Raw genomic sequence first — 22,202 nt, forward strand, 5'->3', positions numbered from 1 at the left:
CCTGGTGGGCCCGGCACCCGGCAAGGGTGCCGGGCCCACCGCTTTCACACACCGTGTGTACGCCGGGCTCGCATATGCCCCGCGCACACGCTCCCCGCGCGCTCCGCCGGACGGTTGACTCTTCACGCGCACGCAAGGGATGCGTGCGCGCTCGTCCGATCACGGAAAGGAGCGGTTTCGTGACCGCCGATTCCGAGCAGCCCGTCGTGAACGGAGAACTGGCCGACCTGCGGCGCCGGCTCGACGTCGCCTACGCCCGCGTCGAGGGCGGACTGACGCTGCTCAACCACCGCACCGAGGAGACCGCCAAGACGGTGGACGAACTGAGCACCCGTCTGACCACCCTGGAGCACGCCCGCTGGCCACTGCCCTCGATCGCGGCGATCACGGCCGTGGGCGCGCTCGTCGTGGCCGTCTGGCAGGCGTTCGGCCGCTGAGGGTCCACGGACCGGCGCCGCAGCGGGTCAGGGCATGACGTCCTGCCCGAGCCTGAGGTGGTGCAGCAGCAGTAACGCGGCCGCCATGTTGGCGGCCGGGACCTCCCCGCGCGCGACCATGTCGGGAACCAGCTTGAGGGGCACCCACTCCCGGCGGTCGGACTCGAAGTCGTCCACGGGGTGCCCGACGTACTCGCCCTCGTCGGCCCAGTAGATGTGGTGCCGGGCGTCGGTGAGGCCGTTGGACGGCTCCACGCTCATCAGGTGCCGCAGGGGGCCCGGCCGCCACCCCGTCTCCTCCTCCAGTTCCCGGGCGGCCGCCGCCGCGAGGTCCTCGCCGTCCTCGACGACACCGGCCGCCAGCTCCCAGCCCCAGCTGTCGGTGATGAAGCGGTGCCGCCACAGCAGCAGCACCTCGTTGGCCTCGTTCACCACCGTGGCCACGGCCACCGGGCGCATCCGTATGAGGAAGTGGTCGAGATGCCGGCCGTCCGGCAGCTCGACGTCCGCGAGGTTGACGCTGAACCAGCGATTTGAGTACACAACCTGCTCATACCGTTTCGTCCACTGCACGGTTATGCCACCTTTCGTTGAGTAGGTGGCAATATGACAGCCGACTCCGTGCCGCAGGAGGCGCACGTCCGCCGTGCGCGGGGCGACGGCGGGCATGCGGTGCCGTTCCGGGGTGCACACGGGGCACCGGGGTCACAGCGGTACGCGCAGTGCTCCGTCGATGAGTTCGGCGGCCTCGGCGGTGCCCGCGCCACCGCTGCGCACCAGGTGCTCGCGCACCGCGCGGAGTCTGTCCCGCAGCCGCTGGGACTCCATCCCCCGGGCCTGTTCGGTCATCCGCACGGCGGTCGCCACGGCCTTGTCGGCGTTGCCCTGCCGCAGCTCGATCGTGCTGAGCATGGCCAGCCGGTGCACCCGGCCCCGGTCGTGCGCCGGGGTGTCGACGGCCGCCGCGGCGTGCTCGGCGGCGGCGGCGACCTCGCCGAGGCTGAGGAGCGCCTCGGCCACCTGTACGTTGACCAGCCCCGGCTGCACATAGCCGGTCTCGTCGGGCTCGTGCCCGCGCCGGATGCGGTCGGCTGCCTGCTCGGCCCGCCGGATGCAGGACAGGGCGCTGGTGCCGTCGCCGAGGTGGGCGTACGCCTTGGCCTGCATCGCGTAGAGGTCGGAGGCGAGCGCCGGGGTGATGTGCCGCCCCGCGGTGCGCAGCGCGGCCTCGGCGAAGGCGACGGCCTGGCGGTACTCCCGCAGGTAGAGCGCCTGATTGACGAGGAGCGCGATGATGTACGCGCCCAGGCCCCGGTCGCCGCTGGCCTTGGCGAGCCTGAGGGCCTGGTGGAAGTAGCGCTGGGCCAGGCCGTGCGCGTCGGAGTCGTAGGCGCAGATGCCGGCCACCGCGACCAGGCCACCGGTGGCGCGGTGCAGCTGGCGGCCGGTGGCGTCGGTGTAGCTGCCGCGCAGCAGCGGGGCCGCCTCGGCGTTGAGGAAGCCGACGATCCGGGAGCGGGTCGCCACGCCGCCGGCCTTGCGGTACATCTGCTCGTAGTGGGCCCGTGCCGAACGCAGCATGTCCAGGTCGGCCGAGGTGACCGGGTGCCGGCCGCCGCGGGAGACGTCCACGTCCTCGGGCGGGTTCTCCCACTCCCACACGGGCATCACGGCGGGGGTGCCGGTGAGCGCGGGCGCGCCGAGGATGTGCGGGCGCTGCTGCTGGTCCGAGCGCCACAGCGCGGTGGCGCGCTCGACGAACCCGGACAGCGAGCCGGTGTGCGGGGCGGCCGGCTCGCCGGGCACGCCGAGGCCGATGTCGTCGAGGGTGACGGGACGCCGCAGCCGGGCCGCGAGCACCTCGCAGATCAGGTCGGGCACCTGGCCGCGCGGGCGCTGTCCCTTCAGCCACCGCGCCACGGCGGTGTGTTCGTACCGCAGGGCGAGTCCGCGGCCTCGTCCCGCCTGGTTGACGTGTGCGGCCAGACCGGCGTGCGAGATGCCCGCCTCGTCCAGGATCGCGTCGAGCAGAGTGTTGGGCTGCATGTCGGGCCCCCGGTGGCTCGGTGTCGTAGAGAGTAGTGGGTGTGTCTTCACACGGGGTGTGAACCGAGTACGCGAATCCGCACCGTGTGCGCGCTGTCGCGGAGAGTTCTCGCCCGCTTGACTGGAACACCTCGCAACAGAGGCCGGCCGGGCCGCCGGCTCCCCCTCGTACAGTGCGGTGGCCCGTTGCCGCGCCGCCCGCCCGGCCGTCTGCCCGACATTCCGTGGCGGGGCGGGCGGCGGGCGCCGGCTCAGGGGAGCGAGTCGGCGCCATGACCGGCCAGGGACATGTCGTCGAGGGCGCGGGTGCCGTCGCGGTGCAGCATCAGCAGGGCGACGTCGTCGGGCGGGCTGTCGTGGGTGTGGCGCAGCAGCGCGGCGAGGACCCGGTGCAGTACGGCCCGGGGGCACAGCGGCTGTTCGCGTACCGCGTCGGCCAGGGTCTGCCGCAGGGGGAAGAACCGGCCGCGGTTGTCCCGGGCGTCCTCGGCGCCGTCCGTGTGGAGCAGCAGCGCCTGGCCCGGCAGCAGCCGCCCGTGCCGCTCGGCCGGCAGCTCGTCGGGGAGCGGGAAGAGGCCGAGCGGCGGCAGCGGGGCGGTCCGGGAGAGCGGCTCGATGCCGGTGGCGGTGATCAGGCAGGGCCAGGGATGCCCGCAGTTCAGCGTCCGCACCTCGCCGTCGGGCCCGATCTCCAGCAGCAGGACGGTGACGAACTCCTCGCCCGCCGTGCCGTCCCGGGGCCGCTCGCGCACATGCCGGGCGAGGGCGCGGTCCAGGCGGCGCAGGACGTCGCCGAGGTCGTCCCCGTCGTGCACCGCCTCGCGGAAGCTGCCGAGGACGGCGGCGGCCGTCCCGACCGCGGCGAGGCCGTGCCCCCGGGCGTCGCCCATCACCACCCGCACACCGTGCTCGGTGCCGACGACCTCGTACAGGTCGCCGCCGATCGCGGCGCCGCGTTCGGCGGAGAGCTGGGCGGCGGCCACGTTCAGCCCGCCGACCCTCGGGGGCAGCGGGCGCAGCAGCGCGCTCTGGGCGACGCCCGCGATCCGGCGGGCCTGCCGCAGCTCGCGCAGCAGGGTCCGCCGGACGTGCAGGACGAGCCCGGTGCCGACGGCGAAGAAGACGGCGCTGGAGACGAGCCGGGCGCCCAGCCCGTCCTGTTGGGCGAGCGGGCAGGCCAGCTTGTACGTGATGGCGGTGGCGCCCCACGCGGTGGGCAGCCCCAGCGCGAGCACCCGGCGTAACGGGCTTCGGCGCGGGCGGGCGGACGGACCGGTCAAGGTCCGGATGCAGATCATGCCGTGGGTCCCCCAGTCAGGCCCAGACAGCGCGGACCGGCCCCGAAGGACCGGTCCGATTCTGTCGACGACATGGCCGAGAAGGGCCATATCATCCGGGTTCATCACCCATATGAGTGACGGGGCTGAAATTGCCCGGTCAGGGGGCGGGGAACAGCGCGGGGAAACGCGCGACAAGCCGGACCGGGCGGGTGCCCGGCCCGGCTGTCCGGTCCCGCCACGCGATCAGCCGCGCAGCACCGCCCCGGTCCGCTCTCCGGCGAGAGCCACCGCCGCGTCCCTGGCCGCCGACGCCTCGTCGACCGTCAGCGTCCGGTCCGCCGCCCGGAAGCGCAGCGCGTACGCCAGCGACCGCCGTCCCTCGCCGAGCTGCTCCGCGTTGTCGTACACGTCGAACAGCCGGATGGACTCCAGCAGTTCACCCGCGCCCTCGCGCAGCGCCGCCTCGACGTCGGCCGCCGGGACCACCGTGTCGACGACGAGGGCGACGTCCTGCGTGGCCACCGGGAACGTGGAGATGCCCGGTGCCCGCGGTGTGTCGTCCCCGGCCCGCCGCAGGACGTCGAGGTCCAGCTCCATCGCGCAGGTGCGCGCGGGCAGCCCGAGCGCCTTCACCACGCGCGGGTGCAGCTCGCCCGCGTGGCCGATGACCCGCTCGGTGCCGTCCAGGCTCACCGCCAGTTCGGCGCAGCGGCCCGGGTGCCACGGCCCGTACTGCCCCTTGCGGACGATCAGTTCGGCGCCCGCCTCCCGGGCGACGGTCCGGGCGGCCTCGACGGCGTCGGCCCACTCGGCCGGGCGGCCCGCGCCCCACCAGCCGGCCTGCTCACGGGCGCCGGCGAGCACGACGGCGACGTGCCGCGGCTGGTCGGGCAGCGCGGCGTCCAGCGCGGCGAGGTCCTCGTCGGAGGGCCGCCGGTCGACGGGCAGGGCGGCGGCGGCCGGCTGCTCCTGGCGCGGCTGGAAGACCAGGCCGGTCTCGTAGAGCGCGAGGTCGTGCGTGCCCCGGCCGACGTTGCGGCGCAGCGCGCCGAGCAGGCCCGGCAGCAGCGAGGTCCGCAGCGCGGGCTCCTCGTCGCTGAGCGGGTTGACCAGCTTCACGACCCGGCGCGCCGGGTCGTCGGCGGCCAGGCCGAGCTGGTCGAAGACCTTCTCGCTGACGAACGGGTAGCTGAGCGCCTCGACGTAGCCGGCGCCGGCCAGCACCCGGCCGACGCGGCGGTGCAGCCGCTGCCGGGGGGTCAGGCCGCGCCCGGCGGGCGGCTTCGGCAGGGTGGAGGGCAGGTTCTCGTAGCCCTCCAGCCGGATGACCTCTTCGGCCAGGTCGTTGGGGTCGGTCAGGTCGGGCCGCCAGGACGGCACGGTGACCAGCAGCTCGTCCTGCCCGTAGACGTCGCAGCCGACCTCCTGGAGGCGGCGTACGACGGTCTCGCGGCCGTAGGTGACGCCCGCGACCTTGTCGGGGTGGTCGGCCGGGAGGGTGATGGTGCGGGGCGCGTGCGGGGCGCTGATCTCGGTGACGCCGGCCTCGGCGGTGCCTCCCGCGAGCAGCACCAGCAGGTCGACGGTGCGCTGCGCGGCAGCGGCGGCGGCCTGCGGGTCGACGCCGCGCTCGAAGCGGCGGGACGCCTCGGAGGACAGCTTGTGGCGGCGGGCGGTGCGCGCGATGGCCACCGCGTCGAAGTGGGCGGCCTCGATGACCACGTCACTCGTCGCGTTCGAGTCGGCGTCGTGGTCGGCGATCTCGGTGTTGGCGCCGCCCATGACGCCGGCCAGCCCGATCGGGCCGCGGTCGTCGGTGATGACCAGGTCCTCGGCGTGCAGGACGCGCTCGGTGCCGTCGAGGGTGACGATCCTCTCGCCCTCCGTGGCCCGGCGCACGCCGATGGTGCCCTGGACCAGGGAACGGTCGTAGGCGTGCAGGGGCTGGCCCAGCTCCATCATCACGTAGTTGGTGACGTCGACGGCGAGCGAGACCGGGCGCATGCCGACCTTCTGGAGCCGGCGCTGGAGCCAGAGCGGGGAGCGCGCCTCGGGGCTGAGGCCGGTCACCGTGCGGGCGGTGAAGCGGTCGCAGCCGGTGGGGTCGGCGATCTTCACCGGGTAGCCGTAGGCGTTCGGACCGGGTACGTCGAGCAGGGCCGGGTCGCGCAGCGGCAGGCCGTAGGCGATGGCGGCCTCGCGGGCGACGCCGCGGATGGACAGGCAGTCGCCGCGGTTGGCGGTGACGGCGATGTCGAGGACCTCGTCGACCAGTTCCAGCAGCTCGATGGCGTCCCGGCCGACCTCGGTCTCCGGCGGCAGCACGATGATGCCGTGGCTGCCGTCGTCGCCCATGCCCAGCTCGTCGCCGGAGCAGATCATGCCGTGCGAGACCTTGCCGTAGGTCTTGCGGGCGGCGATCGAGAAGCCGCCGGGCAGGGTGGCGCCGGGGAGGACCACGACGACCTTGTCGCCGACGGTGAAGTTCCGGGCGCCGCAGACGATCTCCTGGGGCTCACCGGTGCCGTTGGCCTGTCCGACGTCGACGGTGCAGAAGCGGATCGGCTTCTTGAAGCCCTCCAGCTCCTCGATGGTCAGCACCTGGCCGACCACCAGCGGGCCCTTGAGGTCGGCGCCGAGGTGCTCGACGGTCTCGACCTCCAGGCCGACCGAAATCAGCTTGGCCTGCACGTCGCGGCCGGTCTCGGTGGCCGGCAGGTCGACGTACTCCCGCAGCCAGGAAAGCGGGACCCGCATCAGATCTCCATCCCGAACGGCCGGGTGAACCGGACGTCACCCTCGACCATGTCTCGCATGTCTTCGACGTTGTGGCGGAACATCGCCAGGCGCTCGATACCGAACCCGAAGGCGAAGCCGCTGTACTTCTCCGGGTCCACGCCGCAGGCGGCCAGCACCCGGGGGTTGACCATGCCGCAGCCGCCCAGCTCGATCCAGCCCTCGCTGGAACAGGTGCGGCAGGGGCGGTCGGGGTTGCCGACGGAGGCGCCCTTGCAGACGTAGCAGACCATGTCCATCTCGGCGGACGGCTCGGTGAAGGGGAAGAAGTTGGGCCGCAGCCGGGTCTTCATCTCCGCGCCGAACAGCGACTGCACCATGTGGTCGAGGGTGCCCTTGAGGTCCGCCATGGTCAGGCCCTCGTCGACGGCGAGCAGCTCGACCTGGTGGAAGACCGGGGTGTGGGTGGCGTCCAGCTCGTCGGTGCGGTAGACGCGGCCGGGGCAGATCACGTAGACCGGGGTGCCGCGGCCGAGCAGGGAACGGACCTGCACGGGCGAGGTGTGGGTGCGCAGCACGACGCCGGACTCGGTGCCGCCCTGGGGGCCCTGCACGAAGAAGGTGTCGGCCTCGCCGCGGGCCGGGTGGTCCGGGCCGATGTTGAGGGCGTCGAAGTTGAACCACTCGGCCTCGGCCTCGGGGCCCTCGGCGACCTCGTAGCCCATGGCGACGAAGATGTCCTCGATGCGCTCGGAGAGCGTGGTGAGCGGGTGGCGGGCGCCGGCCGGTACGCGGTCGTACGGCAGCGTGACGTCGACCGCCTCCTCGACCAGCACCCGGGCGTCGCGCTCGGCCTCCAGCTCCGCCTGGCGGGCGGCGAGGCCCTTGTTGACGGCACCTCGGGCCTGGCCGACGCGCTTGCCGGCCTCGGCCTTGGCGTGCGGGGGCAGGGCGCCGATCTCGCGGTTGGCCAGCGCCAGCGGCGAGGCGCCGCCGGTGTGGGCGACCTTCGCCTCCTGGAGCGCGTCGAGGGAGTCCGCGGCTGCGAAGGCGGCGAGCGCCTCGTCCCGCATGCGCTCGATCTCTTCCGGTTTCAACGCCTCGACCTCGACAGGGTCGTACGACTTATTCGGTGCCGACATCTCTTCCCGTGCTTCCGATTGGCTGGCGGATGGTCCCCGTCCCGACTCGGGGGACGTGTCGTCCCTGGTACGGGGACGCAAAGGTGCCAAAGGCCGAGTCTAACGGGGTGGAGGAACGCGATGGCGCCCGCGGGCGGCTCAGGCCAGATAGGCCGGAGCGCTCACGGGCAGCGTAAATCGGAACTCGGCGCCGCCCCGCGGGCCCCGGCCGACGGTGATGGTGCCGCCGTGGGCCTCCACGATGCCCTTGACGATGTAGAGCCCGAGGCCGGTGCCGCCGCGCTTGCTGCCCCGCCAGAAGCGGGTGAAGACGCGGTTCATGGACTCCTCCGGGATGCCGGGGCCCTCGTCGCTCACCGTGACCGACGTAGCGGTGTCCTCCCCTTCGCGGGGGGACGGCGCGGGCGTGATGTCGATGGTGACGGTTCCGTCGCCGTGGCGCACGGCATTTTCGATGAGGTTGCTGAGCACCTGGTCGACCTTGTCGGGGTCGGCCCACAGGTCGGGCAGCGGCTGCGCGAGCCGGAGCAGGAACCTGTCGGCGCTCTGGCCGGCGGCGACGTACGCCTGGATGTGGCGGCCGACGGCGGCGCCGATGTCGACGGGCTGGCGGCGCAGCTCCAGGCGGCCGGAGTCGATGCGGGAGATGTCGAGCAGTTCGGCGATGAGCCGGGTGACGCGGTCGGCGTCGGCGTCGACGGTCTCCAGCATCAGCCGTTTCTGGTCGTCGGTGAAGCGGTCCCACTTGGCGAGCAGCGTGGCCGTGAAGCCCTTCACCGAGGTGAGCGGGGAGCGCAGTTCGTGGGCGACGGTGGCGATCAGCTCGGCGTGGCTGCGCTCGGTGCGGCGGCGGGCCTCGGTGTCGCGCAGGGTGACGACGACGCGGCGGACGGGGCCGGTGGGGCGGGTGCGCACGTACCGGGCGGAGACCAGGACCTCCCGGCCGCCGGGCAGCAGCAGGTTGCGTTCGGGCTGGCGGGTGCGGATGGCGAGGCCGCCGTAGGGGTCGGTCAGCTGCCACCAGCGGCGGCCTTCGAGGTCCTCCAGGGGGAGGGCCTTCTCCAGGCTCTCGCCGAGTGCCTCGGCGGCGCGGCGGGCGGTGACGCGCTCGGCGGCGGCGTTGAAGCGGATCACCCGTCCGTGCTCGTCGGCGACGACGAGGCCGTCGGGCAGTTCGTCGGGGTCGAGGCCGGTGTCGAGGCCGGTGCCGGCGGGTTCACCGGGCCGGGGCGCGGGCGGGCGCACGGCCCGACGTGCGCCCGGTGCGCTGCTCGTGCCGACCATCCCCGTACCCCACCTCTCCGCCGCGCCGGGGTCCCGAGTGGGTCACCCTACTAGCTCTCGGTGACGGAGCGGCACCCTCCGGCGGCGCGCTGTGCACGCGCCGACGCGTAGAGACATACGGCGGCGGCGGTGGCGAGGTTCAGGCTCTCGGCCTTTCCGTGGATGGGGACGCGCACGACGGCGTCCGTGAGGGCGCGGGTCTCCTCCGGGAGTCCCCACGCCTCGTTGCCGAACACCCAGGCGGTGGGCCCGCCCATGGTGCCGGCGTCCAGCTCGGCGTCGAGGTCGTCCTGGCCCGCCCCGTCGGCGGCGAGCACCCGCACGCCGGTCTCTCGCAGCCCGGCGACGGCGCGCTCGACGGGGACGCCGACGGCGACCGGCAGGTGGAACAGGGAGCCGACGGAGGCCCGTACGGCCTTGGGGTTGTACAGGTCGACGGAGGCGTCGGTGAGGACGACGGCCTCGGCGCCGGCGGCGTCCGCGCACCGCAGCACGGTGCCGGCGTTGCCGGGGTCGCGGACGTGGGCGAGGACGGCGACCAGCTTGGGGCGGGCGGCGAGTACGTCGTCGAAGGGGGTGTCCACGAACCGGCAGACCCCGACCAGGCCCTGCGGGGTGACGGTGGTGGAGATGTCGGCGATCACCTGCTCGTCGGCGAGGTGGACGCGGGCCCCGGCGGCGCGGGCCTCCCCGACGATGTCGGCGTACCGCTCGGCGGCCTCCACGGTCGCGAACAGCTCCGTGAGCGTCTGCGCGTACCCCGCCGCCTCCCGCACGGCCTGCGGCCCCTCGGCGAGGAACAGCCGCTCCTTGCTCCGGAAGTTCCGCTTGGCCAGCCGCCGGGCGGCCGAGACGCGGGACGAGCGGGGCGAGATCAGCTCAGGAGGGGCAACCATTCGACTTCCTTCACGGGAGTGCCCTAGGGGCGCGGGGAACTGCGCGACCAGCCACAGCGAACCCGCAGACGACACACAACAGGACCCGCAGACCGAAGCCTGCGGGCCCATACACTCACGTCGGCCTAAAGCCAGCGCAGCGTCACGCGGCCTTCGGCGCGTTGACGTCGCTCGGCAGCGCCTTCTGGGCGACCTCGACGAGCGCGGCGAACGCGTTCGCGTCGTTGACGGCCAGCTCGGCGAGGATCTTGCGGTCCACCTCGACGTTGGCGGCCTTCAGACCCTGGATGAAGCGGTTGTACGTGATGCCGTTGGCGCGGGCGGCGGCGTTGATGCGCTGGATCCACAGCTGGCGGAAGTCACCCTTGCGCTTCTTGCGGTCGTTGTAGTTGTAGACCAGCGAGTGGGTGACCTGCTCCTTGGCCTTGCGGTACAGGCGCGAACGCTGACCGCGGTAGCCGGAGGCCTGCTCGAGGATCGCCCGGCGCTTCTTGTGGGCGTTGACTGCCCGCTTGACGCGTGCCACTTTTTAACTCCTTGTAGCGGGGCCGCGGTGGTCTGCACACGGCCCGGTATCGATGGGGTCCCGGTCCTGCCGTACGGCGCTCAGTGGCGCCCGTACGTCACTTGCCGAGAAGCTTCTTGATCTTCGCGGCGTCGCCCGGGGCCATCTCGGCGTTGCCGGTGAGGCGACGCGTCACGCGGGACGACTTGTGCTCGAGCAGGTGGCGCTTGCCGGCGCGCTCGCGGAGCACCTTGCCGGAGCCGGTGATCTTGAAGCGCTTGCTGGCACCGCTGTGCGACTTGTTCTTCGGCATAGCGCCGTTCTCTCCTCGTGGGTGGCGCTCCGATGCCCGGTCGTGGAAACCGGGCACGGTGGAGCGTCGCTCTTGTATCGGTTACGTCCTGGGACTCGCGTCCCGGGAGGTCACGCCTCGGCGGATGCCTCGGCCTGGGCCTCGGCGTTGGCGGCGTCGGGGTCCGCGGCGTTCATCGAACGGCCGGGGTTGGCCTTCGCTTCGGCCTTGCGGGCTTCCTGCGCCTGGCGGGCCTCGGCCATCGCCTCGGTCTTCTTCTTGTGCGGACCGAGGACCATGATCATGTTGCGGCCGTCCTGCTTCGGGTTCGACTCCACGAACCCGAGGTCGGCCACGTCCTCCGCGAGGCGCTGCAGCAGCCGGTAGCCCAGCTCGGGCCGGGACTGCTCGCGACCGCGGAACATGATCGTGATCTTGACCTTGTCGCCCTGCTTGAGGAACCGGACGACGTGACCCTTCTTGGTGTCATAGTCGTGCGGGTCGATCTTCGGCCGGAGCTTCATCTCCTTGATGACCGTGTGCGCCTGGTTCTTGCGCGCCTCACGGGCCTTCATGGCCGACTCGTACTTGAACTTCCCGTAGTCCATGAGCTTGCACACGGGCGGACGGGCGTTCGCCGCGACCTCGACGAGATCGAGGTCGTACTCCTGCGCAAGCTCCAGGGCCTTGGCAAGCGGGACAATCCCGACCTGCTCGCCGCTGGGACCGACAAGTCGCACCTCGGGAACGCGAATCCGGTCGTTGATGCGGGGCTCGGCGCTGATGGATCCTCCTCGGTAGCACCACGCGACCGTCTGGCGGACAGCCGCGTTACGTCTGTTTCGATAGACCTAACCGCGCCGACGCATGAAAAATGCCCCGGACGATCACAGGCGGGGCTCCTCGAACTGCTACCGGAGCACCGCCGCGATGATCGCGGGGCGCGCTTTCGGGCTGGTACCCGTCGTGGACGGGACCGCCTGACCGGTGACCCGCCGTCCCGGGGGACGGTCAGGTGGGAGTTCGAACGGCCTCCACTTGAGGTCGGTCGCGTCGCCGTGAGGCATACGTGTCCGACCGGTCGTTACACAAGGTTAGCAGCTCCCTCTCGGAACGTGCCAACCGAGACCGGGTGGGGGCCCCTGCCGTCCTGCGCCTATCGTGTGCGGCATGAGTGACACGCCTGCCGGTTCTTCCGTGAATCCCGACTTCGACGCCATGACCCGCGACATCGCCGAGGTCCCGGCGGTCGAGGTGATCGTCACGGTCGCCGTCAACCTGATGAGCGCCGCGGCCGTGAAGCTCGGGCTGACGGAGGACGGCGACGCGCACAAGGACCTGGACGAGGCCCGCAAGCTGGTGCACGCGCTGGCCGGGCTGCTGGACGCGAGCGCGACGGAGATCAGCTCCTTCCACGCCGCGCCGCTGCGCGACGGCCTGAAGTCGCTCCAGCTCGCGTTCCGCGAGGCGTCGCTCGTGCCCGACGACCCGGGCCAGGGCCCGGGCGAGAAGTACACGGGAGCGGTCTACGGCTGACCCGCCGCCGTACGGACGTACAAGGGCTCGCCCGGCGGCGTCGCCCCGGCCGGCAGCAGTGCCAGGTCGAGGCCGCGCACCAGGCGGGCCCGCAGTGTCTCGTCGGCGGCCAGCCGCTCGGCGACGGTCCGGGCGGCGTCGGCGGGCGCGGCGGCGGGGTCCAGGACCAGGGCGAGGGTGCCGTCCGCCGGTCCCGGCCCGAGGTGGGCGCTGAGGACGGCGGGCTCGGCGGCCACGGCACCGCGCACGGCGTCCAGGACGGCCGGGTCGGTGAGCGGGTCGGTGCTGGTGCGGCCCTCCGCGAGGGCCAGCAGCGCCGGGCCGGTCAGCTCGAACGGCACCGGTCCGGCCAGGTCCAGCACGACGGTGTCCGCCTTCTCGTGCGCGGCGGCCTGGAGCGCCTGGTGCAGCGGTACGGCGACGGGGCGGGCCACCGGGTCCCAGCGGGCCAGCGAGCCGGTGGAGGTGAACGCGGGCAGCGCGGTCCGGCCGCCGGCCTTCAGCGTCGGTACGGCCATGTCGCTGCTCTTCTCGCGGCGCAGCCCGTTCTCGTCCTCCTCGGCCTCTCCGAGGACGGCGACGACGGGGACCAGCAGCCGGGCGCCCTTGAGGGCCGCCAGGACCGGTGCGAGGGCGGTGCGGTCCTCGGCCCAGGCGGCGAGCGCCGCGCTCAGCCGGGGGTCGGCGGAGCCGTCGTCGTCGGAGTAGCCGGGGTCGGGAATGTTCTTGTTCGCCACGGTCCCCGACCTTATCGGGGGCTGTGAAACGCGCTCGTCACACCCCTCACGGACTTCTCAGGAATCCCTGACCCACATTTAACGCGCGTCATACGGGGCGCTCAGGCACCGTCGAGACCATCGCGGGCATGGCCTCCCTCAGATCCAGGCTGCTGTACGCGGCCCTCGCCTGTGCCGTCGTCAGCGGCGGTACGACGGCGGGGACGGTGTACCTGCGCGCGCACGCGGGCGCAGCCGCCGTATCGTCGCCCGCGTCGGGGCCGGCGTCGTCCCCGGCACCGACGGACGGGGACGGGGACGGGGAGGCATCGGTGGAACCTTCGGCACAACCCGCCGTGGACCGGGACGCGCTGCTGGCGAAGGCCATGACGGCGGTGCCGGTGGCGGACGGCACGCTCATGTCGGTGGCGGTGCTGGACCCGGAGACCGGCGAGAGCGCCGCGTACGGCGACGGCACCTTCGACACCGCGAGCATCGTCAAGGTCGACATCCTGGCGACGCTGCTGCTCCAGGCCCAGGACGCGGGGCGTTCGCTGACCCCGGCGGAGCACGCGTACGCCACCGCCATGATCGAGAACAGCGACAACGCCTCCGCGACGGCGCTGTGGCGGGCGATCGGCGGGGCCGACGGGCTGGACGCCGCGAACGAGCGCTTCGGACTCGCCGGGACGGCGGGCGGGGACGGCGACCTGTGGGGGCTGACCACGACCACGGCGGCGGACCAACTGGCGCTGCTCCAGCAGGTGTTCGGGGGTGACTCGGTCCTGACGCCGGCGTCCCGGACGTATCTCATGGAGCTGATGGAACAGATAGCGGACGACCAGGCCTGGGGGGTGTCGGCGGCGGGCTCGTCGGCGGCGCTGAAGAACGGCTGGCTGCCCCGCAGTGCGACGGGGTTGTGGGTGATCAACAGCATCGGGCGGGTGACGGTCGACGGCCGTGACCTCCTGGTGGCCGCGCTGTCGCAGGGCAACACCACCAAGGCGGCGGGGATCTCGCTGGTCGAGGCGGCGGCGAGGGCGGCGGTGTCGGTGTGCGGTGCGGACGGCGCGACCGCCTCCGCCGGACCGGGGCTCGCTCAGAAGTCGTCGTAGCGGGTGCGGCGGCCCCGCCACAGCACCACCGCCGCGACCAGCAGCACGCCGCCGGCGCCGCCCGCGAGGGGGGCCACCCAGGCGGAGGTGGAGCCGGGTGAGGTCTCGTCGTCGGGGCCGTCACCGAAGTACTTCTCGCCGTACGCCGCCGGTTCCAGGCCCTGGGGCTTCAGCCGGCCGGCGGCCTCGATCGCGGCGGCCGGGTCGATGAAGCCGTAGCCGCGGGAGTCGTCGCGGCCGTCGGCGGGGGCGTTGTCGGCGGTGTCCTCCAGGAGGCTCTTGATCTGTGCCGGGGTCAGGCCGGGGTGGGCGGCCCGGATCAGGGCGACGGAGCCGGAGACGAAGGCGGCGGCGGCGCTGGTGCCCCAGCCCTCGTAGTACTGGTGGTCGGGGTCGGCGATGATCACGTCGACGCCGGGGGCGGCGACCGTGGCGTACCAGCGGCGGGTGGAGAAGGAGGCGCGGGTGCCGTAGCGGTCGACGGCGGTCGCGGCGATCACGCCGGGGTAGGCGGCCGGGTAGGAGATGTGGTCGCCCTTCTCGCCGCCGTTGCCGGCCGAGGCGACGACGACGACGTTCTTCTTCAGGGCGTACTGGATGGCCTCGTCCTCGGCGGGTTCCGGGTGGGCGGAGGAGGAGTCGTCGCCGAGGGAGAGGTTGATGACGTCGGCGCCGTGGTCGGCGGCCCAGCGGATGCCCTCGGCGAGGGCGCCGCCGCGGGACTTGCGGGCCTTGGCGCGGGCCGGGTCGCCGTCCTCCAGGATGACGCGGACGGGCAGCACCTTGGCCTCGGGGGCGACGCCCATGACGCCGTCCCCGTTGCCTGCGCCGTGTCCGTGGCCCGCGATGATCCCGGCCATGGCGGTGCCGTGCCGGGCCCAGGCCCGGTCGCCGTCCTCGGCCCCGAAGCCGACCAGGTCCGTGCCGGCCAGGACGTTGCCGGCCAGGTCGGGGTGGTCGGCCTCGACGCCGGTGTCCAGGACGGCGACGGTGGTACCGGCGCCCTTGGTGGTCCGCCACACCTCGTCGAGGTGCAGGGCCTCCAGGGACCACTGCTTGGCCCGTATGCCGTCGGCGTGGGCGGCGGTGGAGGGCACCAGGGCCAGGGAGGCCGCGAGGAGGAGGCCGAGGGCGGCGGTGCGGCGGCGGGCGTTCATCACGGCGTGCGTCACGAGGGCTGCTCCGTGGCCGGTCCGACGTTCTTGCGCAGGCGGCGTTCGACGCGGTCGGCGAGGCCCCGCGCCTCGTGGCCGAGGCCGGCCTGTGCCGGGGCGCTGGTGGCGCCGGTCTCCATGGCCGCCTCGGCGGGCTGCGGGTCGTCGACGGCGCGGCCGTCGGCCCAGCCGGAGACGGCGTAGACGACGACCGGGGCGTCGGTGAGCACGGAGACCGTCCAGGAGGCCCGCTGGGCCGCGCCGAAGCCGGCGGCGACGGTGTTCTTCGCGGCGTACGGCAGGGGCATCAGGTCGGTACGGCGGTCCAGGCCCTCTTCCTCGAACCGGGCGGCCAGCGAGGTCATCGCGGCGGCGTCGCCCTTGGTGAAGAGGAGTCCGACGGTGGTGACGTGGCTGCGGGTGGCGTCGGTGTAGGTGGCGCGCAGCAGGCGGGCGCAGCCGACCGGGGCGAGCGCCTTGCGCAGGAGGGTGTCGAAGGCGCGCCCGCAGCCGCTGTCGGGGGCGACGGCGACGCGGGTCCAGGTGCGGTCGGCGCCGCCGGGACCGGCGCCCTGGCCTCGCACGGTGGGCGGGAAGAGGTCGTCGACCGGGGCGTTGTGCCACAGGTCGCCGGCGGCGTCGTAGGCGTTCTGGCGGGCGCCGTCCCCGGAGTCGTCCGCGAGCCAGCTGCCGGTGACGGCACCGGTGAGCAGGCCCGCGCCGAGTACGAGACAGACGGCCGCGGCGACGATCTGGGAACGCGGCCGCCGCCCGAGCGGGCGGGGCCGGGCGCGCTCGTCGTCGTAGCCTTCCGGTTCCCCGAGGGTCACGAAGGGCCGCGGGGCGCCGCCGGGGGCGGTGGCGCTCCAGGCCGGGGCCGGGGTGGGGGCGGGGGCGCTGAAGCGGCCGGGGGGCGGGGGGACGGGGCGCAGGCGGCGCGTCGTCTCGGCGGGGACCTCGGCGGGGGCGGCGGGGCCGGGGGCGCGTCGGGTGGCTTCCGGGGCGGGGTCCGGCGGGACGGGGCGCAGGCGCCGGGTCGTCTCCGCGGGGACCTCGGCCGGGGCGGCCGGGCGCGGGGGGACCTCGGCGGGGAGGGGCTGGGCCGTGCGCGGAGGTGTCCCGGCCGAGGACGGCCGAGCCTGCCGTGCCCGGGATCCCTGGGCCGGCGGCTGGGCGGGGCGGCCGTCCCGGGGGCCTGTCGTGCCGTCGGTGTCGCGCGGGTCGCGGCCCACCGTCAGCGGCGTGTCCGGGAAGCGGGCGGAGGGCGGCGGCGGGGGCGGCGCGGCGGGACCGGGGCGGGCGGCGGAGGGCTGTGCGTCCGGGCCGGCGGCAGGGCGGGGCGTCCCGGCGGCCTCGCCGTCGGCATGCCGGTCCGCCGCGCGGCCGTCCCGCGGCACGCCGCGTTCGTCCGCCGCCGACGCGTGCGGGCGCGGCGGTACGCCCGCGGCGCGGCCGGGGCCGCCCGGGGACCCGGCGTCCGCCGGGGTGCCCGTGCCCGGCTGTCCCGCCGGCCGGGGGCGCGGCGCGGGTGCGGGGCCGGCCTGGTGTGCCGGAGAACCGGGGTGCGGTGGGGTGGGGGGATGGGGCGGCACGGTTCCGGCGCTGGTCGGGGAATCGGCGGGCGGGAGGGGACCGGGCCGCCCCGGCGTCCGCGGGTCCGGCCGGCCCGGCGTACGGGGGGTCGGCTGCCCCGGCGTACGGGGGTCCGGCTGCCCCGGACGGACGTCCGGCTGCCCCGGCGTCCCCACGCCCGGCTGCCCGGTCGTCCGCGGGTCCGGCTGTCCTGGCGTACGGGGGTCCGGCTGCCCCGGCGTCCCCGCACCCGGCTGCCCCGGCGTACGAGGGTCCGGCTGCCCCGGCGTCCCCACGCCCGGCTGCCCGGTCGTCCGCGAGTCCGGCGGGACGGGAGGCCGTGGCGGGGCAGGTGGGTGGGGCGGGACAGGCGGGTGGGGCGGGGGGACGGAGGCACGTCGCGCTTCCGTGCTCATGCACCCCCCGTTTCCTCGTGCCCGTGCCGTCCTCGTCGGCGGGCCGTGTCCTGCTGCCCGGCCCGGCGCGGTCATGTCCGCCCCGGGCACTTACCCGCACGGCCGGAACACCATCCCGGTGCCGGCGCCGGACCCGTGCCCGAACGCCTCCGACGTGCGTGCGCGTCACTCTACGGCGTGACCCCCTACCGCGGGGAACCAGTACACGCGCCCGCGGCATTGGCCCGGAACGTCCCCCTACCCTGCGGTAATCCGGTCTGGCAGGCTGCCTCCATGACCGCTCGCCCCGCCGACCGGGCCCGCTACGACCGGGCCACCGCCCAACTCGACGCCCCGGTGGCGATCGTCGACCTGGAGGCGTTCGACGCCAACGCGGACGATCTGCTGCGCCGGGCCGGCGGGAAGCCCGTGCGGGTCGCCAGCAAGTCCGTACGCTGCCGCGCGCTGCTCGAACGCGTCCTGGCCCGGGACGGTTTCGCGGGCCTGATGTCCTTCACGCTGGACGAGTCGCTGTGGCTGGCGCGCTCCGGTTTCGAGGACGTGCTGCTCGCCTATCCGTCGGCGGACCGCGCCGGTTACGCCGAGTTGACCGCCGATCCGAAGCTCGCCGCCGCGGTGACCGTGATGATCGACGATCCGGCACAGCTGGACCTCATCGACGCGGCGCGCGACGGCGGTGGTGAAGTCGTGCGGGTCTGCCTGGAGTTGGACACCTCGCTGCGGCTGTTCGGCGGGCGGGTGCGGATCGGCGCCCGGCGCTCCCCGCTGCCCTCCCCCGCCCGGCTCGCCGATCTGGCGCGGGCGGTGGCCCGGCGGCCCGGGTTCCGGGTGGTGGGGATCATGGCGTACGAGGGTCATGTCGCCGGGGTCGGGGACGCGGTCGCCGGGCGTCCGCTGCGGTCGCGGGCGGTGCGGCTGATGCAGGCCGCCGCCCGCCGGGAGCTGGCCGAGCGCCGCGCGGAGGCGGTGCGCGCGGTCCGGGCCGTCGTGCCGGACCTGGAGTTCGTCAACGGCGGCGGCACGGGCAGCGTGCAGCACACGGCGGCGGAGGACGCGGTCACCGAGATAGCCGCCGGGTCGGGGCTGTACGTACCGCACCTGTTCGACAACTACACGTCGTTCCGGGGCCGTCCGGCGGCGCTGTTCGCCCTGCCCGTCGTGCGGCGGCCCGGGGTGGGCGTGGTGACGGTGCTCGGCGGCGGCTATCCGGCCTCCGGCGCGGCCGGTGCCGACCGGCTGCCGGTGCCGTACCTGCCCGAGGGGCTGCGCTACGACGTCCAGGAGGGCGCCGGTGAGGTGCAGACTCCGCTGCTCGGCTCCCCGGCCGACGATCTGCTGATCGGCGACAAGGTGTGGTTCCGGCACGCCAAGGCCGGGGAGCTGTGCGAGCGGTTCGACGCGCTGCACCTCGTCGAGGGGGACGCGGTGACGGCGACCGTGCCGACGTACCGGGGCGAGGGGCACGCCTTCCTGTGAGCTACAGGGGGGTGACGTACGCGCCCGAGATCCCGCCGTCCACCAGGAAGTCGGTGGCGTTGACGAAGGAGGAGTCGTCGCTGGCCAGGAAGGCCACGGCGGCGGCGATCTCCTCGGCCTCGGCGAACCGGCCGACGGGGATGTGCACCAGGCGGCGCGCGGCCCGCTCGGGGTCCTTGGCGAACAGCTCCTGGAGGAGCGGGGTGTTGACCGGACCGGGGCACAGGGCGTTGACCCTGATGCCCTCCCGAGCGAACTGCACGCCCAGTTCCCGGGACATGGCCAGCACCCCGCCCTTGGAGGCGGTGTACGAGATCTGCGAGGTGGCCGCGCCCATCCGGGCCACGAAGGACGCGGTGTTGATGATGGAGCCCCTGCCCTGGCGCCGCATGTAGGGGATGGCGGCCTTGCAGCACAGGTAGACGGAGGTCAGGTTGACCTCCTGGACGCGCCGCCACGCCTCCAGACCCGTCTCCAGGATGGAGTCGTCGTCGGGCGGTGAGATCCCGGCGTTGTTGAAGGCGACGTCGACGCTGCCGTAGGTGTCGTACGCCGTCTTGAACAGCGCCTCGACCTGCTCGGGGTCGGTGACGTCGACCTGGGCGAAGAGGCCGCCGGTCTCCTCGGCCGCCGCCTTGCCGCGGGTCTCGTCGACGTCGGCGCAGACCACGTGGGCGCCCTCCGAGGCGAGCCGGCGGGCGGTGGCCAGGCCGATGCCGCTGCCGGCTCCGGTGACGACGGCGGTACGGCCGACCAGGCGGCGGCAGACAGGGGTGTCGGTCACTGCGGGGAACCCTCCGTGCTGATGAAGACGTTCTTGGTCTCGGTGAAGGCGGTCAGCGCGTCCGGGCCCAGCTCGCGGCCGATGCCGGACTGTTTGAAGCCGCCGAACGGGGTCCAGTAGCGGACGCTGGAGTGCGAGTTGACGGACAGGTTCCCGGCCCGCACGGCGGACGACACGCGCAGGGCGCGGCCGACGTCGCGGGTCCAGACGGAGCCGGACAAGCCGTGGTCGATGTCGTTGGCGAGCGCCACGGCCTCGGCCTCGTCCTCGAAGGGCAGGACGACGGCGACGGGCCCGAAGACCTCCTCGACGGCCACCCGCGCGTGCGGGTCGACGCCGGTGAGGACGGTGGGCGGGTACCAGTAGCCGGGGCCGTCGGGGGCCTTGCCGCGGATGCCGTCGGCGTCCTCGGGGACGTAGGAGCGGACGCGGTCCAGCTGGGCGGCGGAGATCAGCGGGCCCATGTCGGTGCGTTCGTCGGCCGGGTCGCCGACGACGACCGACTCGACGGCGGGGGCGAGGAGGTCCAGGAAGCGGTCGTACACGCGGCGTTGGACGAGGATGCGGGTGCGGGCGCAGCAGTCCTGGCCGGCGTTGTCGAGGAAGGACATCGGGGCGGCCGCCGCGGCCGCTTCGACGTCGGCGTCGGCGAAGACGATGTTGGGGCTCTTGCCGCCGAGTTCGAGGGTGACGCGCTTGAGGCGGGCCGCGCTGCGGGCCAGTACCGCCTTGCCCACGGCCGTCGACCCGGTGAAAACGATCTTCGCCACGTCCGGGTGTTCGACGAGAGCGTGTCCGGCGATCGGGCCGCGGCCGGGCAGGACCTGGAAGAGGTGCTCGGGCAGGCCGGCGTCCAGGGCGAGTTCGGCCAGGCGCAGGGCGGTCAGCGGGGTAGTCTCGGCGGGCTTGAGGAGGACCGCGTTGCCGGCGGCGAGCGCGGGGGCGGTGCCCCAGGCGGCGATCGGCATCGGGAAGTTCCAGGGGGCGATGACGCCGACCACGCCGAGCGGTTCGAGGATCGTGACGTCGAGGCCGCCCGCGACCGGGATCTGCCGTCCCGTCAGCCGCTCCACTCCCCCGGCCGCGTAGTCGAGCAGGTCACGGACGTTGCCCGCCTCCCAGCGGGCGCCCGCGAGCGTGTGCCCGGCCTCGCGGACCTCCAGGCGGGCCAGTTCCTCCAGGTGCTCGTCGACCGTGACGGCGAACCGGCGCAGCAGCCGGGCCCGGTCCCCGGGGACGAGGGCGGCCCAGCGTTCCTGGGCCCGCACGGCGCGGGCGACGGCGGCGTCGACGTCGGCGGCGGAGGCGGCGGGGACGGTGGCGACGGTCTCCTCGGTCGCCGGGTTCAGTACGCGCAGTGCGTCGGGCGGTTCGGACAACGGGGACCTCACATGCGTTCGAAGGAGCGGCGCAGCTCCCAGTCGGTGACCGCGGCGTCGAAGGCGTCCAGTTCGACGCGCGCCATGTTGCGGTAGTGGTCGACGACCTCGTCGCCGAAGGCGGCGCGGGCGAGGGGGCTGTCCGCCCAGAGTGCGGCGGCCTCGCGCAGGGTGGTCGGGACGTGGGCGAAGCCCGCGGTGTAGGCGTTGCCGGGGCAGGGGTCGGGCAGTTCCAGTTCCCGTTCCACGCCGTACAGGCCCGCGGCGACCATGCCGGCGACGGCGAGGTAGGGGTTGACGTCGCCGCCGGGGAGGCGGTTCTCGAAGCGCAGGGAGCGGCCGTGGCCGACCACGCGCAGCGCGCAGGTGCGGTTGTCGTGGCCCCAGGCGACGGCGGTCGGGGCGAAGGAGCCGGGCTGGAACCGCTTGTAGGAGTTGATGTGGGGGGCGTAGAGGAGGGAGAAGTCGCGCAGGGCTGCCAGCTGTCCGGCGAGGAAGTGCCGCATGAGCGGGGACATGCCGCCGTCGGGTCCCGGCATGGCGCTGGCGCCGTCCTCGCCGGTGAGCGAGAGGTGGATGTGGCAGGAGTTGCCCTCGCGCTCGTCGTACTTGGCCATGAAGGTGAGGGAGACGCCCTCCTGGGCGGCGATCTCCTTGGCGCCGGTCTTGTAGAGGGCGTGCTGGTCGCAGGTGACCAGGGCCTCGTCGTAGCGGAAGGCGATCTCGTGCTGGCCGGGGTTGCACTCGCCCTTGGCGGACTCGACGGTGAGACCGGCGCCGGCCATCTCGTTGCGGATGCGGCGCAGCAGGGGCTCGACGCGGCCGGTGCCGAGGACGGAGTAGTCGACGTTGTACTGGTTGGCCGGGGTGAGGCCGCGGTAGCCGGCGTCCCAGGCCGACTCGTAGGTGTCCTTGAAGACGATGAACTCCAGCTCGGTGCCGACCTGGGCGGTCAGGCCGTGCTCGGCGAGGCGGGCGAGCTGGCGGCGCAGGATCTGGCGCGGGGCGGCCACCACCGGGGAGCCGTCCTCCCAGGCGAGGTCGGCGGTGACGAACGCGGTGCCGGGGTGCCAGGGGAGGCGGCGCAGGGTGGCCAGGTCGGGGCGCAGGGCGAAGTCGCCGTAGCCGCGGTCCCAGGAGGACATGGCGTAGCCGTCGACGGTGTTCATCTCGGCGTCGACGGCGAGGAGGTAGTTGCAGCCCTCGGTGCCGTGGTGCAGTACCTCGTCGAGGAAGAAGCGGGCGGCGAACCGCTTGCCCTGGAGCCGCCCCTGCATGTCCGGGAAGGCCAGGACGACGGTGTCGATCTCGCCGCCGGCGACGAGGACGTGCAGTTCCTCGACACCGAGCGGGGGTGTGCGGTCTGCCACGGAGGGCTCCTCGGGCTTCCTTGTCGGGCCGGGAGCCATAAGGTATTGCGCAGGACCATTGGTTGG

20 protein-coding genes are annotated in these 22,202 nt (G+C 74.0%); 4 read left to right on the top strand and 16 right to left on the bottom strand.

Features of this window, described 5'->3' with window-relative positions:
• Positions 1–179 precede the first annotated feature (179 nt).
• On the top strand, positions 180–437 hold the full coding sequence (locus ACZ3IG_RS24185; RefSeq protein ID WP_403540969.1) for a hypothetical protein: 258 nt from the start codon (positions 180–182) through the stop codon (positions 435–437).
• Positions 438–464: 27 nt separating this feature from the next.
• Here ACZ3IG_RS24185 and ACZ3IG_RS24190 read toward each other — a convergent pair whose 3' ends face one another.
• The 10 genes from ACZ3IG_RS24190 to infC all read right to left on the bottom strand — a co-directional run bounded on the left by ACZ3IG_RS24190 (position 465) and on the right by infC (position 11,403).
• Positions 465–1,010: an NUDIX domain-containing protein gene (locus tag ACZ3IG_RS24190; protein ID WP_467434603.1), complete on the bottom strand. Its 546-nt coding sequence runs from the start codon at positions 1,008–1,010 to the stop codon at positions 465–467.
• Between the two features lie 132 nt (positions 1,011–1,142).
• Entirely contained in the window at positions 1,143–2,483 is a 1,341-nt protein-coding gene (locus tag ACZ3IG_RS24195; RefSeq protein WP_467434604.1) for a transcriptional regulator, read from the bottom strand.
• A gap of 251 nt (positions 2,484–2,734) precedes the next feature.
• Positions 2,735–3,781: a PP2C family protein-serine/threonine phosphatase gene (locus ACZ3IG_RS24200; RefSeq protein ID WP_467434606.1), complete on the bottom strand. Its 1,047-nt coding sequence runs from the start codon at positions 3,779–3,781 to the stop codon at positions 2,735–2,737.
• A gap of 225 nt (positions 3,782–4,006) precedes the next feature.
• Positions 4,007–6,520, bottom strand: coding sequence for a phenylalanine--tRNA ligase subunit beta (gene pheT, locus ACZ3IG_RS24205; protein WP_467434607.1), 2,514 nt, complete (start codon positions 6,518–6,520; stop codon positions 4,007–4,009).
• Positions 6,520–7,641: a phenylalanine--tRNA ligase subunit alpha gene (gene pheS / locus ACZ3IG_RS24210; RefSeq protein ID WP_467434608.1), complete on the bottom strand. Its 1,122-nt coding sequence runs from the start codon at positions 7,639–7,641 to the stop codon at positions 6,520–6,522. The genes pheT and pheS overlap by 1 nt, the downstream gene beginning before the upstream one ends.
• A 138-nt stretch (positions 7,642–7,779) precedes the next feature.
• Positions 7,780–8,925 carry a sensor histidine kinase gene (locus tag ACZ3IG_RS24215; RefSeq protein ID WP_467434609.1) on the bottom strand — a complete coding sequence of 382 codons (1,146 nt, stop codon included), beginning with the start codon at positions 8,923–8,925 and terminating at the stop codon, positions 7,780–7,782.
• Positions 8,926–8,975: 50 nt separating this feature from the next.
• Positions 8,976–9,821 (bottom strand): TrmH family RNA methyltransferase, encoded by an 846-nt coding sequence (locus tag ACZ3IG_RS24220; protein ID WP_467434611.1) that lies wholly within the window; start codon positions 9,819–9,821, stop codon positions 8,976–8,978.
• 142 nt (positions 9,822–9,963) lie between these two features.
• Positions 9,964–10,347: a 50S ribosomal protein L20 gene (gene rplT, locus ACZ3IG_RS24225; protein WP_006141703.1), complete on the bottom strand. Its 384-nt coding sequence runs from the start codon at positions 10,345–10,347 to the stop codon at positions 9,964–9,966.
• A gap of 97 nt (positions 10,348–10,444) precedes the next feature.
• On the bottom strand, positions 10,445–10,639 hold the full coding sequence (rpmI, locus tag ACZ3IG_RS24230; RefSeq protein WP_003977225.1) for a 50S ribosomal protein L35: 195 nt from the start codon (positions 10,637–10,639) through the stop codon (positions 10,445–10,447).
• A gap of 110 nt (positions 10,640–10,749) precedes the next feature.
• Entirely contained in the window at positions 10,750–11,403 is a 654-nt protein-coding gene (infC, locus tag ACZ3IG_RS24235; protein WP_215169806.1) for a translation initiation factor IF-3, read from the bottom strand.
• A gap of 385 nt (positions 11,404–11,788) precedes the next feature.
• On the opposite strand from infC, the gene ACZ3IG_RS24240 reads away from it, so the two are divergent.
• Positions 11,789–12,154, top strand: coding sequence for a DUF1844 domain-containing protein (locus ACZ3IG_RS24240; RefSeq protein ID WP_215169722.1), 366 nt, complete (start codon positions 11,789–11,791; stop codon positions 12,152–12,154).
• Here the strand turns inward: ACZ3IG_RS24240 and ACZ3IG_RS24245 are convergent.
• Entirely contained in the window at positions 12,145–12,891 is a 747-nt protein-coding gene (locus ACZ3IG_RS24245) for an SseB family protein (RefSeq protein ID WP_467434612.1), read from the bottom strand. The genes ACZ3IG_RS24240 and ACZ3IG_RS24245 overlap by 10 nt on opposite strands.
• Positions 12,892–13,019: 128 nt before the next feature.
• Here ACZ3IG_RS24245 and ACZ3IG_RS24250 point away from each other — a divergent pair, with 128 nt between their 5' ends.
• Positions 13,020–13,985, top strand: a complete 966-nt coding sequence (locus ACZ3IG_RS24250; protein ID WP_467434613.1) for a serine hydrolase — start codon at positions 13,020–13,022, stop codon at positions 13,983–13,985.
• Here the strand turns inward: ACZ3IG_RS24250 and mycP are convergent.
• Together mycP and ACZ3IG_RS24260 are read right to left on the bottom strand one after the other, a co-directional pair.
• Entirely contained in the window at positions 13,970–15,142 is a 1,173-nt protein-coding gene (gene mycP, locus ACZ3IG_RS24255) for a type VII secretion-associated serine protease mycosin (protein WP_467434670.1), read from the bottom strand. The genes ACZ3IG_RS24250 and mycP overlap by 16 nt on opposite strands.
• Positions 15,143–15,153: 11 nt before the next feature.
• Positions 15,154–16,536, bottom strand: coding sequence for a hypothetical protein (locus ACZ3IG_RS24260; RefSeq protein ID WP_467434615.1), 1,383 nt, complete (start codon positions 16,534–16,536; stop codon positions 15,154–15,156).
• Positions 16,537–17,400: 864 nt separating this feature from the next.
• On the opposite strand from ACZ3IG_RS24260, the gene ACZ3IG_RS24265 reads away from it, so the two are divergent.
• The gene (locus ACZ3IG_RS24265; protein ID WP_467434616.1) at positions 17,401–18,603 is read left to right on the top strand and encodes an amino acid deaminase/aldolase; all 1,203 of its coding nucleotides are present in this window, start codon (positions 17,401–17,403) and stop codon (positions 18,601–18,603) included.
• Between the two features lies 1 nt (position 18,604).
• Here ACZ3IG_RS24265 and ACZ3IG_RS24270 read toward each other — a convergent pair whose 3' ends face one another.
• The 3 genes from ACZ3IG_RS24270 to ACZ3IG_RS24280 are packed head-to-tail and all read right to left on the bottom strand — an operon-like array spanning position 18,605 to position 22,136.
• Positions 18,605–19,387, bottom strand: a complete 783-nt coding sequence (locus ACZ3IG_RS24270; protein WP_467434617.1) for a 3-oxoacyl-ACP reductase — start codon at positions 19,385–19,387, stop codon at positions 18,605–18,607.
• Positions 19,384–20,766: an aldehyde dehydrogenase family protein gene (locus ACZ3IG_RS24275; RefSeq protein ID WP_467434618.1), complete on the bottom strand. Its 1,383-nt coding sequence runs from the start codon at positions 20,764–20,766 to the stop codon at positions 19,384–19,386. Before ACZ3IG_RS24275 ends, ACZ3IG_RS24270 begins: the two co-directional genes overlap by 4 nt.
• Positions 20,767–20,774: 8 nt before the next feature.
• Positions 20,775–22,136 carry a glutamine synthetase family protein gene (locus tag ACZ3IG_RS24280; RefSeq protein ID WP_467434620.1) on the bottom strand — a complete coding sequence of 454 codons (1,362 nt, stop codon included), beginning with the start codon at positions 22,134–22,136 and terminating at the stop codon, positions 20,775–20,777.
• Positions 22,137–22,202 lie beyond the last annotated feature (66 nt).

This window comes from Streptomyces sp. NPDC016677, assembly GCF_055562815.1.

What these genes read in the sequence shown, in the direction of transcription:
- ACZ3IG_RS24215 (WP_467434609.1), bottom strand. Translation starts at nt 8,925, where the DNA reads ATGGTCGGCACGAGCAGCGCACCGGGCGCACGTCGGGCCGTGCGCCCG.
- rpmI (WP_003977225.1), bottom strand. Translation starts at nt 10,639, where the DNA reads ATGCCGAAGAACAAGTCGCACAGCGGTGCCAGCAAGCGCTTCAAGATC.
- ACZ3IG_RS24250 (WP_467434613.1), top strand. Translation starts at nt 13,020, where the DNA reads ATGGCCTCCCTCAGATCCAGGCTGCTGTACGCGGCCCTCGCCTGTGCC.
- pheS (WP_467434608.1), bottom strand. Translation starts at nt 7,641, where the DNA reads ATGTCGGCACCGAATAAGTCGTACGACCCTGTCGAGGTCGAGGCGTTG.
- pheT (WP_467434607.1), bottom strand. Translation starts at nt 6,520, where the DNA reads ATGCGGGTCCCGCTTTCCTGGCTGCGGGAGTACGTCGACCTGCCGGCC.
- mycP (WP_467434670.1), bottom strand. Translation starts at nt 15,142, where the DNA reads ATGAACGCCCGCCGCCGCACCGCCGCCCTCGGCCTCCTCCTCGCGGCC.
- ACZ3IG_RS24265 (WP_467434616.1), top strand. Translation starts at nt 17,401, where the DNA reads ATGACCGCTCGCCCCGCCGACCGGGCCCGCTACGACCGGGCCACCGCC.
- ACZ3IG_RS24240 (WP_215169722.1), top strand. Translation starts at nt 11,789, where the DNA reads ATGAGTGACACGCCTGCCGGTTCTTCCGTGAATCCCGACTTCGACGCC.
- ACZ3IG_RS24220 (WP_467434611.1), bottom strand. Translation starts at nt 9,821, where the DNA reads ATGGTTGCCCCTCCTGAGCTGATCTCGCCCCGCTCGTCCCGCGTCTCG.
- ACZ3IG_RS24200 (WP_467434606.1), bottom strand. Translation starts at nt 3,781, where the DNA reads ATGATCTGCATCCGGACCTTGACCGGTCCGTCCGCCCGCCCGCGCCGA.
- ACZ3IG_RS24195 (WP_467434604.1), bottom strand. Translation starts at nt 2,483, where the DNA reads ATGCAGCCCAACACTCTGCTCGACGCGATCCTGGACGAGGCGGGCATC.